Annotated in this window: 11 protein-coding genes and 1 pseudogene; 5 read left to right on the top strand and 7 right to left on the bottom strand. The window is 66.1% G+C overall.

All coding sequences use genetic code 11. From position 1 onward, the window contains the following. Window positions 1-34: 34 nt before the first annotated feature. The gene (locus C6361_RS12710; RefSeq protein WP_107257802.1) at window positions 35-790 is read left to right on the top strand and encodes an ABC transporter permease; all 756 of its coding nucleotides are present in this window, start codon (window positions 35-37) and stop codon (window positions 788-790) included. Here C6361_RS12710 and C6361_RS12715 read toward each other — a convergent pair. Beyond that, window positions 787-1,011: pseudogene (locus C6361_RS12715) on the bottom strand (integrase core domain-containing protein); the annotation flags it as partial. The gene C6361_RS12710 and the pseudogene C6361_RS12715 sit on opposite strands and share 4 nt — an antisense overlap. Here C6361_RS12715 and C6361_RS39195 point away from each other — a divergent pair. After that, entirely contained in the window at window positions 904-1,128 is a 225-nt protein-coding gene (locus tag C6361_RS39195; protein ID WP_199853335.1) for a hypothetical protein, read from the top strand. The pseudogene C6361_RS12715 and the gene C6361_RS39195 overlap by 108 nt on opposite strands. 103 nt (window positions 1,129-1,231) lie before the next feature. Here C6361_RS39195 and C6361_RS12725 read toward each other — a convergent pair whose 3' ends face one another. Continuing rightward, entirely contained in the window at window positions 1,232-2,062 is an 831-nt protein-coding gene (locus C6361_RS12725; RefSeq protein ID WP_107267862.1) for a hypothetical protein, read from the bottom strand. A gap of 367 nt (window positions 2,063-2,429) precedes the next feature. Here C6361_RS12725 and C6361_RS12730 point away from each other — a divergent pair, with 367 nt between their 5' ends. After that, complete coding sequence (locus C6361_RS12730; protein ID WP_107267863.1) at window positions 2,430-3,320, top strand: hypothetical protein; 891 nt, start codon at window positions 2,430-2,432, stop codon at window positions 3,318-3,320. Here the strand turns inward: C6361_RS12730 and C6361_RS12735 are convergent. From C6361_RS12735 to C6361_RS12755, 5 genes are all read right to left on the bottom strand, one after another. Next, window positions 3,310-3,876 (bottom strand): DUF4326 domain-containing protein, encoded by a 567-nt coding sequence (locus C6361_RS12735; RefSeq protein ID WP_234359467.1) that lies wholly within the window; start codon window positions 3,874-3,876, stop codon window positions 3,310-3,312. The genes C6361_RS12730 and C6361_RS12735 overlap by 11 nt on opposite strands. A gap of 460 nt (window positions 3,877-4,336) precedes the next feature. Then, on the bottom strand, window positions 4,337-6,835 hold the full coding sequence (locus C6361_RS12740) for a hypothetical protein (protein ID WP_107267865.1): 2,499 nt from the start codon (window positions 6,833-6,835) through the stop codon (window positions 4,337-4,339). Next, the gene (locus C6361_RS12745) at window positions 6,832-8,358 is read right to left on the bottom strand and encodes a hypothetical protein (RefSeq protein WP_107267866.1); all 1,527 of its coding nucleotides are present in this window, start codon (window positions 8,356-8,358) and stop codon (window positions 6,832-6,834) included. Before C6361_RS12745 ends, C6361_RS12740 begins: the two co-directional genes overlap by 4 nt. 379 nt (window positions 8,359-8,737) lie before the next feature. Then, window positions 8,738-9,970, bottom strand: a complete 1,233-nt coding sequence (locus C6361_RS12750) for an exonuclease domain-containing protein (protein WP_107267867.1) — start codon at window positions 9,968-9,970, stop codon at window positions 8,738-8,740. 417 nt (window positions 9,971-10,387) lie between these two features. Beyond that, on the bottom strand, window positions 10,388-11,557 hold the full coding sequence (locus C6361_RS12755) for a hypothetical protein (protein WP_107267868.1): 1,170 nt from the start codon (window positions 11,555-11,557) through the stop codon (window positions 10,388-10,390). Window positions 11,558-12,278: 721 nt separating this feature from the next. Here C6361_RS12755 and C6361_RS12760 point away from each other — a divergent pair. Then, complete coding sequence (locus tag C6361_RS12760; protein WP_159079305.1) at window positions 12,279-13,622, top strand: hypothetical protein; 1,344 nt, start codon at window positions 12,279-12,281, stop codon at window positions 13,620-13,622. Between the two features lie 245 nt (window positions 13,623-13,867). Next, on the top strand, window positions 13,868-16,600 hold the full coding sequence (locus tag C6361_RS12765; protein ID WP_199853336.1) for a hypothetical protein: 2,733 nt from the start codon (window positions 13,868-13,870) through the stop codon (window positions 16,598-16,600). Window positions 16,601-16,602 lie beyond the last annotated feature (2 nt).

Here is a 16,602-nt window from a genome sequence, read left to right on the forward strand (position 1 = left end):
GCCTACGCCGCGCACCGCCGAACAGGAGACATTGATGAAATTCGCCCGCGACACGTGGTTGATCTTCCAGCGGCAGTTCCTGCTGCTGGTCCGCCAGCCCGTCTGGCTCTTCGTCGGCATCTTCCAGCCGGTGATGTACCTGCTGCTCTTCGCCCCGTTACTCAAGCCCGCGTTGCAGGCGTCGAGCAACGCGGAGGCGTACCGGATCTTCGTGCCCGGCCTGCTGGTGCTGCTCGCCATCTTCGGCGGGCTGTTCCAGGGCTTCGGTCTGATCGCCGAACTTCGGGCCGGGGTGATCGAACGGTCCCGGGTCACCCCGGTCAGCCGGCTCGCCCTGCTGCTCGGCCGGTCACTGCGGGACGTGGTGTCGCTGATCGCCCAGGCGATCATCATCACCCTGCTGGCGCTGGCGTTCGGACTCTCGGTCTTCATCGGGGACCTGCTGCTCGCGTACCTGCTGCTGGCCCTGATCGCGCTGATGACGTCGGCGCTGTCGTACGGGATCGCGCTGGTGGTGAAGAGCGAGGACGCGTTGGCGCCGCTGATGAACACGATTGCCCAGCCGGTCCTGCTGCTCTCCGGGATCCTGCTGCCGTTGACCTTCGCGCCCGGCTGGTTGCAGGGGATCGCCGACTGGAACCCGTTCTCCTGGGCGGTCGACGGCGCCCGGGCGCTCTTCGCCGGTGATCTCGGCAACGACGCCGTCTGGCAGGGACTGTCGGTGATGGCGGTGATCACGACGCTCGCCGTGGTCTGGGCCGCCCGCGAGTTCGCCCGCAGCGTCCGCTAGGTGTAGGGACCAGCAGCGTTGTTGACGCGGCTGATGGGTGGTTGGCCTCCGAGTGCGGTGTGTCCGCGATGGTGGTTGTAGGTGTGGATCCAGGTGGGTAGGGCGTCTGCGCGGTGTTGGTTGCTGGTGTAGGGCTGTTGGTAGGCCCATTCGTCGAGGAGGGTGCGGTTGAAGCGTTCGGCTTTGCCGTTGGTTTGTGGTCGGTAGCGGCGGGTGAAGCGGGGTTGTGCGCCGACCGGCTGATGGCCGCCCGCCTCGCTGGCGAGGACATCGAGCCGCAGGGCCCGATCGAGACCGAAGCGGCTCGACGCCTCGACAACGAACTCAACCAGAAGTAGTCATCCAGTTACCCAACACTCTCTGAGACGTCGGCGCAACCGACGCCGAGCTGGCGGCGGGCGTCGTCGTCGAGCTTGCGGTGGTCGTCTCGTGTGTCGCGGCCTAGAGCGGATCACTTGATGTTGTCGGCGGGTCGGCAACCACAGGCGGCGACTCGGAGTCAGCCGAGGCTTCCACGGCCGGCCGCTTGCCATGCGGAGACGCCGGCTCGCGGGAGGCGGGCAGCGCCGGAGCAACTGGCGGTCGCACCGCCACCGTCGCCGGTGGGAAGGCCATCAACTGGACAACCACCACCACGCCAGGCAGCATGACCGACAGGAGAGCGGCGGCGATGAACACGCCTGGCGGGACCCCGTCCGCCCAGTAGCTCCGATCGACAGTGGTCAACAGACCGAAGATGACCGCACAGCTGAAAACGTAGGCAATCCCGAGGTAGGCCGCATGGGTCACCGCGCGATGCGCCCCGTAACGAAGTCGGGGAGCAACCGCGTGCCCGACAACGACCAGCGCGACCAGCACCGACCACGCCCGGACCAGCCAGTCGAGCCACGGGTACATGCCCTCGGGCCGAACATCCCTCAGATAGTCGTGCGCGGTCACCGTCAACTGCCCGACGGTCACCAGGGACAGACCGTACGCAGTCACCCGGATGAACCGGAGCGGGGACTCGAACTCGCTGCGCCCGGCGATCAGCCACGCTAATCCGGTGAACAGGGTGAGCGAACCAACCCCGAGCATTCCAGCCGCCACCGTCGTCTGCGTCCAGACCCGGGGACAGGTCCGTTCACCGGCGATGACGCCAAAGAAAAAGCTGTCCAGAGCGAAGGTGACCAGACCGGCGATGAACATCGTCAGGGCCTCGCCAGACGCGCGTCTCGACGTCCCTCTATCGATCAGCATGACTATGCCGGCGAAGACGAGACCGGCGACCAAGCCGGCTAGTTGGGAGTGTGCCCCGGCCGAGCCGAGCGGATTCCAATCTACCGACTCACACACTTCACCCACCGGCACCTCGCTCAGGTCCTTGACAGTCGGACCACGCCGTCGACGCTATCGGTACAAGTTCCACTGTAGAGGGCAAGGCCAAGGATCTCTGGCACACCGCCGCAGTCGACCACGAGCTCCTGGAACTGCGAGCTCCTGGAACACTGCGCGCACCTTGACGCCTGACGGCGTTGGTCACCACAACCCTCAGGTGAACTCAGGCAGAGGCCAGGTCGCCTTCGATGGCTAGCGCCCCGTTGATTTAGATGTGAAACTATCTATGTAACGAGGAGTGCACAGGAAGCCACATTGAGCGATGTTGGTGGTTCTGTTGGGACAACTTCCGTTGTGGGGACCCGGCGCGGACGAGGATCCGCCGTCGAAACCAGTGCTGACCCGCCCAGTGACACTCCGCCTCCTGATCACCGTGAAGGCGGCTCCCAATCCGTCCGCCCGCTACGGGGAGACAGTCTGCGTCGGCGCGCTCGGCCTGGAAACGCCCTGGACAGGCTGGATTCGGCTCTACCCGATCCACTTCCGCGATCTGGCCGACGACAGCAGATTCCGTAAGTACGACATCGTCCGCCTCGACGCGCTGCCGGCCAGGCAGGACCAGCGCCGCGAGAGCTGGAAGCCGATCGTGGACACCATCACCACCGAGCAGCACCTGACCAACCAGCAGTCACGTCGAAATCTCCTCGATCCACTCGTCGAAGACTCCATGTGCCGGCTCAACGAGCAGGCCCGCGACGACCCGAGCGCACGATCGATCGCATTGATTCGCGCCGCCGACATCTCGGCCCTACAGGTCAAGCGCCATCCTGGCTGGTCGGTGGAGGACCGCAAGAAGATCGCTCGCTACCTCAACCAGCTCGACCTACTGGAGCCATCCAAGCCCAGCCCGCTTCAGGCACCACGATTCACCGGTGCCTACCGCTACCGATGTGCGGACCGCCGTTGCCGTGGTCATCAGCAGACCCTCTGGGACTGGGAATTCGTCGCCCTCCAACGTCGTCTGACCCAGCTCACCGACGCGGAGGCTGCGGATCAACTCAGACACAAGTTCCTCGACCAACTCTGCGCCGCCGACCGCGACGTCGCCTTCTACGTGGGCAACCAAGCGGCAAGACCGCAGTCCTTCAGCATCGGCGGCGTCTACGCACCCAGACGACCCACCGCTCGATATCGACTACGCGTCAACCGATGATCTCGGCCAGCACATCAGCGTGGCAGGCATCCTCGACGTGACACCAACACGCCAACTGCTTTCCCGCGAGTTCCTGCCTCGCCCGCTCGACAAGCGCCGGCTGTCCCACAAGCCACTGCCGATACAGGCGCAACGCCTCAGCCCGATCATGGCTGCGGAGGCTGAACGGATTGGCCCAGGGAGAACGCCGCAACCCGAACCCCTGCCGCCCGACATAGACGGCACCGGACGGTACGACCGGGTGGTAGAGGTCCCCCTGAACTCGAACCCGTGACTGCGCCCCCACGCGGCCAGGGTAACTGTCCACCACGGGCTCGGCGGGGTGCTCGCGAGTGCATGGTGTGTCCCGACCATACCGCCCGGTCCAACGGCTCCCGAGCACTTGTCGAGCACCCCGGACACCCCGGCAGCAATGAAAAAGGCCCGGATCCAGGTGGGAACCCAGATCAAGGCCTTGATCGTTGGTGCGCCGCCAGGGACTCGAACCCCGAACCCGCGGATTAAGAGGTTGGTCTTTATCGAGTCGTTGCGTCCCACCGACGCCCTGAGAGTCCATTTATTCGCGACTATTGCCTGATTTCGTCGAAACGCCGTCCCGCTGGGTCCAGCCAACCTCGTGCCCGTCCAAGGCGGTCGAGCACCCGGCGAGCACCTGGTGCTACGCCATCTACACCGGCGAGGGAATCACGTCGCAGGGCGGACCTACTCGAAGACTCATCGCCCTCGCCCTTGTGGCCACCACCGGATAGCCTCGCCCACGTAAGTAGCCCACCGGCTCTAGATGCATCTAGGGGCACGAGAACAGAACCTTCCCACCGAGCCTGCATGCCGGAACCGAGTTCGACGTGGGACCGCACCGCCCCGTCCTGTGTTGACGACGCTTGGAGCGGCGGGCAACATCGTCCCTCAGCCAAGCAGGTTCCTGAAGTGCCGCTGTCGGGATGGCAGGCGCACGCAGCGTGCCGAGCGCTGCTGCTACCCATCACGATCGACGCCCGAATCTAATCGAGCAGCGGTCAGCACTTACCGAACTTGGTCCAGGCTTCCATAGGGTTGGTGACGAGCGCGGTTTCGGTGGGGGTAGGCAGAGGGCGGCTGCCCGCATAGCCGGCGATGCCGGTCAGGAGGTTGCGCCATAGCGCGGCTTGCCATCCGGCACGAGTTGGCGAGGCCAACACCAGCCGCCGGCGGCCGTCCCACCAGCCGTGCACATCGATGGCAGCACGCGCGACGATGTGGGTGTCTGGGAAGTCACACAGCCGGTCGAGCACGTTGATCACTGTGCGCCGCGGATCCTTCTGCGTCCGGACGATGACGGTGCCGTCGGCGATTCGTTCCACCGCGTCGACCACGTCGTCCAACCTGTCGAGCGCGTCATCGATCTCGTTGCGCTGAAGGATCCATACCAGGTCGGCGCGGATGTGCGGCGTGATGAACCGCGGTCCGAGCGTGTAGCCGGTCATCCCCTCGGCGTACTTCTCGATCGCCTCGTGGGTGGCATCCAGGACCCAGTCCTTGTGCTTACGCAGGTCGGCGAGGAGCAAGTCGATGCTGTTGGCACGATCGGGATCCGGTTTATGGGAGAGCGTCCCGTGGCGAAGTGCGATCAGTCCGACCGCGGTCAAGGCGGCATGTTCCGCGGCCAGCGTTTGCTCCTCCTCGGCGCACCAGAGGTTCACGAGGCCGTCTTGAACTATCCACGTCCAATCTTGTGGGTGCGGCCAAAGGCCACCGCCGACAGCGATCAGCACAATGCGGTACGCGGCCAGCTGCGCGGCCAGGGGCCACTGCGCTGACTGTTCGACGAGCCTCTGAAACTGCTCGCGGGCGTGCCGGCGCCGCCGCTCGTCAAGGGCCTGAATCGCCGCCGCCGTGCTGAGCGGGGGACCCTTCCGTTCGGCGGCGAGCTGTTCGCTGTCGCTGGACTCGGGAGCGTCGTCCCCTTTGAGTTCACCACCGCCGTTGCCTGGTGGCGTAGGCTTGCGGTCGCGGCCCAGTGCCAGATCCAGCAGTGCGGATCCGACGGCCCGGCGGATGTCCTCCTCCATTCGCGCGCGGCGGCGCCTCTTCGCGGTCGCCGAATCGTCCTCGTCCGGGCGCGGCGGCCGGACCTCTGCGAGCTTCCTCAGAGCGTCGAGCAGCGCCTGCATTTGCCTTTCGTCACCCAACAGGTCGGGCAGTGACCTGTCCTCGAGCGGGGACGGGTGCCTGGTTCGGGACAGGGCGCTGCGTACGTCGATGACCAGGCCGACTCCGATCGGACTGCCGTCGGCGCCGCGCACGGTGATGGTGCGTGCCGGATCGCCTGGGTCACCCTCGATTCGGTAAGTGTGGATCTGCTCATGCGTCTCGACGTGCGCGGCCGTGCGTGACTGGCCGGCGAGGTCGATTACTAGGTGGTCGGGCACCGGACCGGCGGTCACCAGGATCGTCACCTCGACCCGTTCGGGGTCGGTGAGGGCATGGACCGCCAATACGCGTCGACCAGGCACTGGCGGTTCCGAGCCAGCCTCCGGGGTACGCAACGGCAGTTCGTCGAGATCCGCGTCTTCCGCGTCGACGGCGTCGAGCATCGATTCGGTGATGTGCTGGAGGAGGGCGAGTTCGCAGTTACCTTTCTCGTCGGCCATCGACCGCAGCAGCGCGGCTCGGGTGCAGTTGGCGCTGCCGGTGACCAGGGTGCCGGTCAGACCGGACCACCATTCGAGGACCTTGCCGTGGTGGTAGCGGGAGGTGGTTGGCTTGGTGATGCGGACGGTACCGACCCGGTCCAGCACCCGCCGCAGTTGACCTGGGTCGAGCTGGGCGTCGCGGGTGAGCAGCACGTCGAGCTGCTCGGGTCGGAGCTTGTGGAGCAGCCGGGATAAGGCGTCGGCGGGTGGGTCAAAGAAGGGCGAAGCGACTCGCAGCCGATCTACAGGGTTCATCGGCAGCGGCAGCTGGTCCGCGAGCGGCTGCCGATCGTTGGTGAGCAGCAGAGGCTCGTCCGGTTCGGGCTGTGTCGGTCGCGTGGTGAGCAGGTCGGCGACACAGTGCAGCCGTTCCCGGCCAAGGGTGGTGATCCAGAGCTGGTCGGGCAGCCGGCGCAGCCAGGCGGCCAGGTCGTCGACGAGGGTGGGCACGGTGGGACCGTCGATGCGCAGGTGGGTCCACACCTCGGCGCTGTGATGCCAGCCCTGCGAGGTGGCGTTTCCCGAGCCGATCGAGATCAGTGCGTCGGTGGCCGATGCGATCACCACCAGTTTGGGATGGAACGCGCCGCCGGAGCGACACACCACCGGTACCGGTACGTAGTCCGCGAGCGGCCCGCGGCCGGAGGCGAAGCCGGGCTCGACGTGATCGGCGTCGTACACAATCGTCACCCGCGCGCCGCGGGCGCGCGCCCGCTCGACGCACACGTCCTCGATGAACGGCAGATCGCTGGTGTACGTCAGGACCAGGATCTCCTGCGGTTCCGCGATCGGCAGCTTGTGGAGGACGCGCGGTGGAGGCGCCCCGACCAGGTCATCACTCATGCGCCCACCTCGGCGCTGTAGGGACCTGGCCCCCAGAGGCTGCCGTCCCCGGAGCGCTCTAGAACACCCAACTGGTGCAGAACGCTGGCGAAGGTTTCCAGCCGTAATGAGGCGGCTGCGTCGCCTTCCCGTCCTTCCAGCCGCAGTCGGTCACCGACCACCCGCAGGCGAGTCGGCATCCGCAGCCCGGTGCGGGTCCACTGCATCTTGTCCCGGCTCACCTTTTCCGCCCGATTGAACAGGCCGAGGGTGAGTGATCGTGCCGCGTCCGGCAACGGCTGGTCGGTGTGTTCGTCAATCCAGCCACGGACCCAACCCGGTCCCATGCTCGACTCGTCGTAGCGGAGGAACGCATTCCGGCTCAGTCCGTCGAGCTCACCGGCTCGCCGCGCCCCGACGGCGAGCAGCTGCAGTAGTTGCAGCGCGGACCACTCGCCGCCATTCCGCCCGACCTGGTCGTTGAGAATGTGCTCGGCTGGCTTCAGCACGCCGCCGGCGTCCATTGTCGGAGGCAACTCGTCGCGCAGCGCCTGCCGCACCGCGATGTTGGGCAGGCCGGCGACGAACATGTCGGCCGCATCCTTGCGGGTGCCCGGCTTCTTCAGCGGCGCGACCAGCTTCGCCCAGATCATCCGCCATGCCCACACCGACCAGTTGCGCAGTAGCGCCCCGCGCCAGCGCAGCGCGTGCGCTTCATGGTCAGTGCTGGCGAGTACCCCGGCCAGGTCAGCGGTGTAGCAGCACAATCGGTCCATCAGCAGGTCGACGTTGTCGTCAACCTGCTGCCCCGCGAGGGCTGCGACCAGGACGGCGGCGCTGGCCCGGTGCACGGCGGCCAGTTCCGGATCTGGTCCGCGGGGATCGAAGTACGCGCGCCGCAGAGCGGTGCCGTCGGCCGCCCCGCTCACCGCGCACAGACAAAGGTCGGCGGTCCCGGCCAGGTCAGCCTCGGCCAGGGCGGCGGGTCCGTCCGCGAGGTCAACGATCCGGTCAAGGGCGCTTAGCGCCTCGGCGTCGGCGGCCTGCCCGGGCTCGGGGATCGTTCCTGGGTTGATCAGGCTCAGCGTGGCCTCGATGCCGCCGTAGGTGCCGTAGAAGCCTTCCGCAACGGTGCTGTAGTCCTGCGCCAACTGGTCGAGGTGTACGCCGCCGTGCTTGTCCAGCGCCTTGGCGATCGTGTTCACACCATGTGGGTTGCGCCAGCCCGCCCGGCGTTGATGCTGCTCCTGGTCCCTGTTCAAGTGGTGGAGGGAGGCGGCCGCCAACACGACCTCGCAGCGGCGCAGCAGCCGCCGAAAGTCCGGCCGATGGCTGCTGGACCATCCCCGTCGCTCCGCCTCGATGGCGACCCGCGCGTGCAGGGAGAGATACCGGGCGTGAGGCGTCGTGGTGATGACACCGGGTACGAGTTCGGACGCGTGGGCGGCGGTTACCGCTTCCACCGCGAGCGGCTGCCGTCCCGTGTCCTCTGGACTGTCGGCCTTGGCGGACCATGCCGCACCAGCCACCAACATGCCGGCCATTATTGACCTCTCACCGTTCACCTCCAATGACCACTCCGGCAGGCCTCCTTCCGCTCAGGCAAGCCGAGGTTCGGAGATCGAGTGGCGGAGCAGGTCCGAATGACCCACTCAGTCCGACGGCACCGTCACACGATGATGCCGGGTCGGCAGGGCAGCACGTGGCACTCATATCGCCCTGGCCGCTGGCCAAACAGGCACTTCCCACCGCAGCGGGTCGGCATCTGGTCGCGATGGCGGCAACGGCCCGAATCATCACCTGGTGTCGTGGTGTGTCGGCGGAGTAGACCGGGCACAGTTGCGCGACGGTTGGTGGTTGTGGACCCGGTGCCGACCGCACCATGGCCGCTTGGTCGTCGGCTGTAATGCCAGGATCGGTCCCTCACCGCGCCGGGGCAGGCGTGTTGAGGCCGGCGAGCATGTCTCGATAGGCTGCCGGGTGGACAATGGGGATGCCATACTGTCGGGCCTTCTTCGCTTTTCCTGACGCTGAGTCCGGGTCCGCCGCAACGAGCAGCCGGGTCTGCTTCGTGACGTTGTCTCCGACTCGCAGACCAGCGGCGACGGCCTCGGCCTGCCAGTGCTCTCTGGGTGGATGCATCAAGCCGGTGAAGACTAGGAGATCGCCGGGCTGCAGCCGCCATTCAGTCCGTCGCCGGGGCGCGTCCTGGTTCCCGCTCTCAGCTGCGGCCAGTGCTCTATCGACGTCGTTGTTCTGCAGACCGAGCAGCGACGCGACCTGATCGAGGTCGTCTCGTTCCGCGGCGGTTAGGACGCCGTCTTCGATTGCGGCGGTCGCCAACGCAAGGAGATACTCGTGGTGCAGGTGATCAACGTCGACGCGGGCAAGTCCGAAGGAGTCGGCCGTGGCCACGAGCGCGTCGGCCTCGCTGGCGGATATGTGGCGGTCGAGGAGAGCCTTGTCGAGCACGTCGAGGTATTCGTCGCCCTGCGGCTGATGGAGTCGTGGCAGCCGGTCGACAAGCCGAGTCAGGAAGTGCTCCTCACCGACCTTTGGCGATCGGCGCTGAACTGGCACGACCGGCTCGGCCGCCACAACGGGCCACTCCAGGGCGGCGGCCGCCGTGGCCATGGCCGTCCAAGGCGGAGGATGCCCGGTCGCCACCAGATAACGCCCAAGTAGCCGCGCCGCGGCGCGCGCGTCTTCCAAGGCCGAGTGCGGGCGATGCTTGGGCAGACCAGCGGCTCTGCAGCAGTCGCTCAGGCTACGACCAGCAGCGGGCAAAAGATGCGATGCCAGACGCATGGTGCAGAGCCCGGCGTCGGCGTCGATCGGCACATGAATGCCCATGCGACGGTACTCGGCGAGTAGGAACATGGCCTCGAAGCGGAGGTTGTGCGCAACCAGCACCCGCTTGCGCAGCAACCCGGCCAGATGGCCTGCGAGCTTGTCGAACTTGGGAGCCCGGCGAGCCTCCGCGGCGGAGATGCCGTGAATGAGCTGCGGACCCATGTCTCGATCGGGATTGACCAAGCTGCACCACTCGCTCGTGATCTGCCCCCACTCGTCGAGCTGGATGACAGCCGCCTCGACTACCCGGTCGTGCCAGCTCGTACGCAGACCCGTTGTCTCAAGGTCGATCACCGCGTACACATCAACCTCCGTTGCCTCGTGACAAGCTCAACACTGCTCGGTACACAAAGGCGGGGTCCTATCGTGACAGCGGATAACGATAGCTACGGATGACCGCTGCCGCGCCCGCCCGGTGCGTCTGATCGTGCACGCCGAGAGCCCTATCCACCCTGTGCGATATCGGCTTGGTCATCCTCAGTGACGCCGATGGGATCGCCTAATGGTTGTCGGCCAGGCGACATCAGTCGTGGCTTTTCAGTCAGGATTTGCTGGGCGGATCACGGTGGGAATACACCTTCGGTGTTCGGAACTGTCCATCATGGCCCTGTGCTGCGCCACAAGGTCGACTGAAGACTCGACCTCTCGGTCTGAACACTTTCGGACTGCGGTTCGAGACGCTATCCCAAGCCCCGGGCAGCGCGGGCCCTGAGCTACCGCTCAGCGCACGAGCGCCCGGATCGTCTCACCGTCGAGCAAAGGCTTTCCGTCCGGCCCCTTGATGTAGGGACCACGGTAGATAACCTTGTGCCGTTGTTCGCTGGGGTACCACTGGCGGACCTTGTGCATCTTGACGATCCATCGGTGCTGCCAGTTCCTACCCTTGGCTCCGCCGTGTGGCTGCTCGGCGCGTTGGCGCAGCCGGATCACCCGGACCTCAGGCGACATGCCTGTGCGCTCGGCGATCACCCGGGCGGCGTGGTTGGTCTCGATGTGCTGGACCTCGGCGATCCGCTGTTCGCACAGTCGCCAGAAGGCGTACAGGAAACGCAGTGTGAAGGTGTCGTCCGCGTCCTCGATTTGGCTGCCGGAGGCGTACTCGCCGATCACGCGGCTCTCATCCTGGCCCATGGCTTCGGCTGCGTCACGAACGGCGCCGTCGACAGCCTGGGCTGCACGCGCGAGCCGGGCCGGAGCCTGCGGGTCGGCCTCTGCGGCACGAAACGGCAGGCATCGGACTGCGTCAAGAATCAGCGGCGGCAGCGGCGTACCCGCCTGGCGGGCTTCGGCGGCGAGGTCCAGGAACGAGTCGGGACGTACCGGTCCGTGCGTATCGTGGTAGACCGACACCCGCACGGAGGGCTTCATCAGCATGGCGTCCCGGTTCGTAGGATCCGGGAGAGTGAAGTTGGCCGGAGTGTGCCAGCTGAATGCCCGATCGTCGCCGAGGTTGCCGCCGACGGTTCTGACCAGCACCGGGTACGGCAGCACCAAGAGGCCGGTCGGGCTGGGTAGGTCCTCCTCGTCGATCAGTTGCAGGTCCTCGACCCCGAGGCTTTGCGCTGCGGCAATGACTATGTCACACATTTGCGGCGTCACGACGTACAGTTCCGCCTCGGTGAGGTGGCGCGCCTCGTCACCAATCACCAGGTCTGCGGCCTCGTCCCAACCGGCCGGATACGGCGGCTGGTAGCCCAAACCGCCGAAAAGCATCAGCGTGGCTGCGTCACGGCTGCCAAAGTTGGCCCGGTGGATCTCGTACGCCCGCATCATCTTGACCTTGTGCCACCGGCGGGCGATCTCCGCAGTCCGCATGTGCGTGGCGGTACCTGTCCGCGCCTCCCGGGCGAACCGGGCGGCGCCGGCGAGTGACCACGTCTTGACTGTCACGGCTACCTCCCCAGGCCACCTACCACGGTGACGCTGGCAGCACGCTGCGTCAAGTCTGGAAGCGGGCAGCGGCCATGACCAGCGAGTCTGAGGCGACCGAGCGATGTCCACTCCGGGTGAACCTTGCGCCGCCCTGACGCCGCGAAGATCCTCGGCGAGACGAACGTCAGGAGGCAGCCTGCCCGAGAAGTGCCCGGAATCGACGGATAACACGACCACCTTCCCAAAAAAGGCAGTCGCGGTCGCTACCGTAGCCCCCAGCAGGGTGGAATCGACGTTACCCTCGGCTGGCAGTCGAGGTTACGCCCAGCGATCCCGCCATGCACCCCTCCATAGCCAGAGCCAGCGGATTTCACGCCTACAACCCCGCGAAGCCCATCCCCTCGCCAACAGCTCGACGCACACGATCCGCAGAGGGTGCCCAGGTCAGCCCCACTCCCAACACGTCCCGCTCAGTCCAGACAGTCCCGCAGATTAAGAGGCTGATCTTGATTGAGTCATTCAGGCCCAGCGGCACCCCTGAAGTCCACCTGTTCGCGATTATTGCCCTATTTCGTCGCGACAGCGTCCCCATGAGTCTAGCCAATCTCGGCCCGTCCACGGCAACCGAGCACCCGATGAGCGCCCATGCCCCTGGTTGCGCCGACGGGATGGCAATGAGGTTGCGAGTCACCCGTGCGGCTGCCGATGATTCGGCTTCGACCTCCGACGTGGGAGCAAAATGCGTAACTCGTTGATGGACCGTGCATCGGGCAATCAGATCGACGTAATCCTTACCCATCCGCGTCATCAGCAGGGCCTGCGGACCATGATCGAATTGATTGCTGACCTGCGTCGTTGTCGATTGGCTGCCGACCTGTACGAGTTCCAGGAGCGACTGTTCGGGTTAGTGCTGGAGATCGAGCAGCGCCGCAGCGAGATCAGCCGCGTCATGAAACGACTCAGGAAGCCAGGCGGCACCCTCCCTAGAGGCGCGCCCGACCTCGGCACCGACTTGGACCCGTCGGGCCTCGACTCGTGGATGCTGGAGGACGAGGTCTACGAACGGATCTGGCGGCAGCTGAAGTCGATCGGCGATGCCCTCGCGTGGCGATCGTTCGGGTACGACCGGCAGGTCATCATGGCCCTGTCCCGCAACGCCTCTCCAGGGATCATGCACGGCAAGGACGGTCTGACCAAAGAACGTGAGGTCATCGCGTCGGCCTGGCGCGACAACGGCGAGTTCGTGCTACACCACGACCTCACCGCCGCATTGCGGGTAGGCGACCTCAGCGTGTTCCGCGCCGACGGCAGCGTCCTACTGCACGAGGTCAAGATCAACAGCAAGCGCCGAATTAGGAAACAGGATCAGCTTCTGATCGACACCTCGACGGTTCTGGCCGATGAGGGGACACTGCCCAGCGGCATCACCCCCGTCCGCACCGAGATCCCACTTCTCACCAACCTGCGCGGGCTACGCGAGGTGCTTGGGCTGGCACACGAACGCAGCGGCATCCAGGCGGGTGTCGTGTCCCCCGGCCGGGCCGTCGTCGCCGCGAGCCAGTACACCGCCGCCCAGCACTACCGCGAGGACACCTTCGGTGCCCGTTTCTCAATCGACCTTGCTCGCTACCAACGCAGAATCGGCATACGGTCACCCGAACACACCCTCAAGATAACCAGTCTCGATTCGGCTGCGCGCTGGCCCGCTCGACCCCCGTGGGCGATCTACCCGCTTGCGCCAGACGTCGCCGCCAGCCTCATCGCCGACGCAATGTTCTTCTTCGTCTGCATGTCCCCAGACGCGATCATCCGTCAGCTCGCCGACGTCGGCGTACTCGCGGAGTGGATGCAGCCGCTCAACGGCACTGAGGATTGGACCAAGCCGCTGCTACGCGTCGCGGCCACCGCCAGGAACCGCCTGTGGTTCACATCGTTGAACCCAGAGGCCATCGCAAGCCTGATGCTGGAGTTCATCGACCTGCGCAGCTGGTCCCGCCAAGTAGCCCTGATGCTCAGCGGCGACGTACCGGCCGGTACCCGACCGTGGCCCTGCTTCTCCGACGAGTACAAGACATGGGTATGACCGGCCTTGGGCCACTGGCGCGGCCATTCGAGTCGAAGCTACAAGAGGACCTCACGACACAGCATCTGCGTGCTGCGGAAACTCACAATGTGGACGGAGCCACGCCCTGCCCTGGCTCAAAGCGGCGACTGACCTCATCGCTGGCTTCCTCGCCCAGACCGGCATGACTCTCAAGCCAAACCGCCATGATGATGCAGACGTCAGCCCTTCAACCTCTGTAGCTAGCTTGCGGCAGAATCGAGGCCATGCCAGGCAGCGTGTCCGGAGGGGCCAGCAGCGCAGTGGCGGCGTCCGCGCACGCCTCGTGCGCCCGATTCCGCGGGACAGACCCGCTGGTCACGGGCGTCACCCGCCGGAAGCTCGCTCAGGACATCGGCCACTCGAAGGGCCAGGAGAGCGCCATCCCGCTGCTGCGCTGGATGCGTGCGATGACGTTCGAAGGGCTTATTCAGGACAAACGATTCGCCTCCGAAGTTGTCACGATCGCCGTTGGCGGCCTCGGCCTAGCTCGCCCGACCGGCGTCGTCATCAGGGACGCCGGTGTCAACGTCATCAAGACCGCCGCCGTGCTCGACGCCGCTCACAAGGACGCTATCGTCCACGGCCGCGCCACTCTGATCTACCACCTCGCTGTCCCGTTCGTCGGGCTCGATGGCGTGGACGCCACCACCACCCGACCGGATTTCGCTGTCGTCGCCCCGCGCCACCCGAACGTCGATGGCGAGGTCGACTCTTCGTGGTTGATCGTCGGAGACGCGAAGGACTACCAGCGCGTGCGCGCAAAGATCGACGACGCGAAGCTTATGAAGGGATTCCTGCAGGTCGCCCTCGGCGCCGAATCCGCCGCCCAGTGGTCGCAGTTGCCGGCCGGTATGGAGGTCCACACCTCCGGCGTGCTCGCGGTGCCACGCAACACGTCCCTGAATCCGACCGCCGTCATCGAAGACCTCACCGACTACCGCGACGAAGTCCGTATGCGCGTCGTCGAACGGCAGAACGAGGTAGCGCGGTTCCCAGACCCGACGACGATTGACCCGCTCGAGCACCTCGCCCACCTCACGGCTCACTTCGACCCTGCCTCGTGCGCCGGATGTGACCTCTTCATCTTCTGCCGAAAGGAACTCCAGTCGTCGAAAGACCCCGCCGACCTGCTCATCGAACTTGGCGTGAAGCCGGAAATGCGTCAGCAGGCGATAGGCTTGATCGACAAGAGCACCCCTCTCGGCCCGATCTCGTCCTCCGCCCGGTCGATGATCGAGGCCACGCTTTCCGGCGTCGGCGTGAAGTCGCGGCAGCGGCGCCTCGACCCGATCGGGCAGTCCGGCACCGTCAACGTCGTTATGGCAAAGTCGGACGGTGCGACGCTCGGTGTGTACGGCATTGCTTTACAGTGCATCACCGCCCAGGGCGCCGGGGCGTGGGACGTCACCGTCTTCGACAACCCCGACTCCGATGCCACTCGCCGCCAGATCATGAAGCTGCTTGGCAAGCAGCTTTTCGACGCCCTGTCTGGTGCCATGAAAGCGAATACGACCAGCCCCGAACCGATCCACGTCGTCGTCCCCGACTCCGGCACCGCCGACCTGCTCGTCGGCATCGCGGACTCCATCGCCGGCTCCGAACTGTCCCGGCTGCGCTGGCAGCGCGACAAAGACCAAGACCGTCCGGCGCTGACCTTCGGCGGCGAGCCCGCCGTCATCCCGCCGCGGCTGCCGGAGAAAGATCGGACGGCCGTGTCGTTCCTGCTCGAACAGGACCGGGCCCGGACGATGAAGTGCCGAATCCCGATCGTCGACCTGCGCGCCACGCTGGCTGCCCTCGTCACCGCCGGCGGACCGTCCGTGAACTCGCTGCGTGTCGACTACCTGTACCCGTGGGCGACCTCCGGAAGAGCGCCGATCGACTTCCGCGCCCACAGCTCCCTGATCGAGAAGTCTCCGCACACCGTCGGCGCCCAACTGACCACCCCCCAGTCGAACGCGATCCACGAGGCGTTCACCGGCGACAAGCCCGGTCTGCCCCGCCCGGCCAACCCCGCCGCTTACGACTCACTCGTGCGCGACGAACTGGCGTACAAGACGGACGTGTTCGACAAGTGCGTGGCCACGCTCGAGTCGGAGTTTGCTGCATCCAAGCTGCGGTCCGCCGTCCGCCAGGTTGAGGGCGACTCGCAGATCGTGTGGCGCCGCCGTCTCGACCTGCACGCGTTCGACCTCGTACGGTTCTCTCGCACGTCGCGCTTCTGGCGCAACGACAACGTCCCGGTCCTAGAGGCGGACAAGCTGTTCGTCGACCAGCTCACGATCCTCACCAGCCCGCTCACTGCCCACGACGCCGCGGTCGACGCCGGTAACCAACGCGTCGCCATCGCCCGCGTGGTCGGCACCGCCCCGTACGTCCTCGAAGTTGACTCGCGGCGCATCGGGGACCAGTCGCGAGTCGTCGCGCTGCACGTCAACGGCGAACCGTGCGTGGAAGAGCCTGCCGTCACCGTGAAGATCCAGAAGGGCTCATTCAAGATCTCAAACATGGCGATCGGTCCGCTCGCCGAAGTCTCGGCCGACCCACGTCAGTTCCAGTGGGACCCGCACCACGACCCGGGCGTAGCCGTCGGCGACGAACTCATCGTCGCCGACTTCGCATGGTTCTCCACGAACACCGGCGACGCATTCCTGAACGTCCCACGGCCGAGCGTCGACCAGCGCTCCGCCCCGAAGCCGGACTGCACCCCCGATTCGTACGGCGACGACCCAGCGAGCCACCAGTACTGCTGCAAGCCGCACGAAGTCTCGGAAGCCGAGTGGTCAGACGAACTCGCCGCCCGACGAGCGTCCGGTCGGCTCAATCCACAAACCTGGCCGCCGATCGTCGACCCGGACGCCTTTGACGTCGCCGTCGTCGGCGACAACTTGCCCGACCCCGCAGCCGAACCGGCCGTCGCACCGCCGGAAGACCTCTCGATGGACGACGTGGAGTAGCC

The organism is Plantactinospora sp. BC1 (assembly GCF_003030345.1).
GTDB lineage: Bacteria > Actinomycetota > Actinomycetes > Mycobacteriales > Micromonosporaceae > Plantactinospora.

What these genes read in the sequence shown, in the direction of transcription:
- C6361_RS12710 (WP_107257802.1), top strand. Translation starts at nt 35, where the DNA reads ATGAAATTCGCCCGCGACACGTGGTTGATCTTCCAGCGGCAGTTCCTG.
- C6361_RS12730 (WP_107267863.1), top strand. Translation starts at nt 2,430, where the DNA reads ATGTTGGTGGTTCTGTTGGGACAACTTCCGTTGTGGGGACCCGGCGCG.
- C6361_RS12735 (WP_234359467.1), bottom strand. Translation starts at nt 3,876, where the DNA reads ATGGACTCTCAGGGCGTCGGTGGGACGCAACGACTCGATAAAGACCAA.
- C6361_RS12740 (WP_107267865.1), bottom strand. Translation starts at nt 6,835, where the DNA reads ATGAGTGATGACCTGGTCGGGGCGCCTCCACCGCGCGTCCTCCACAAG.
- C6361_RS12745 (WP_107267866.1), bottom strand. Translation starts at nt 8,358, where the DNA reads ATGGCCGGCATGTTGGTGGCTGGTGCGGCATGGTCCGCCAAGGCCGAC.
- C6361_RS12760 (WP_159079305.1), top strand. Translation starts at nt 12,279, where the DNA reads ATGCGTAACTCGTTGATGGACCGTGCATCGGGCAATCAGATCGACGTA.
- C6361_RS12765 (WP_199853336.1), top strand. Translation starts at nt 13,868, where the DNA reads ATGCCAGGCAGCGTGTCCGGAGGGGCCAGCAGCGCAGTGGCGGCGTCC.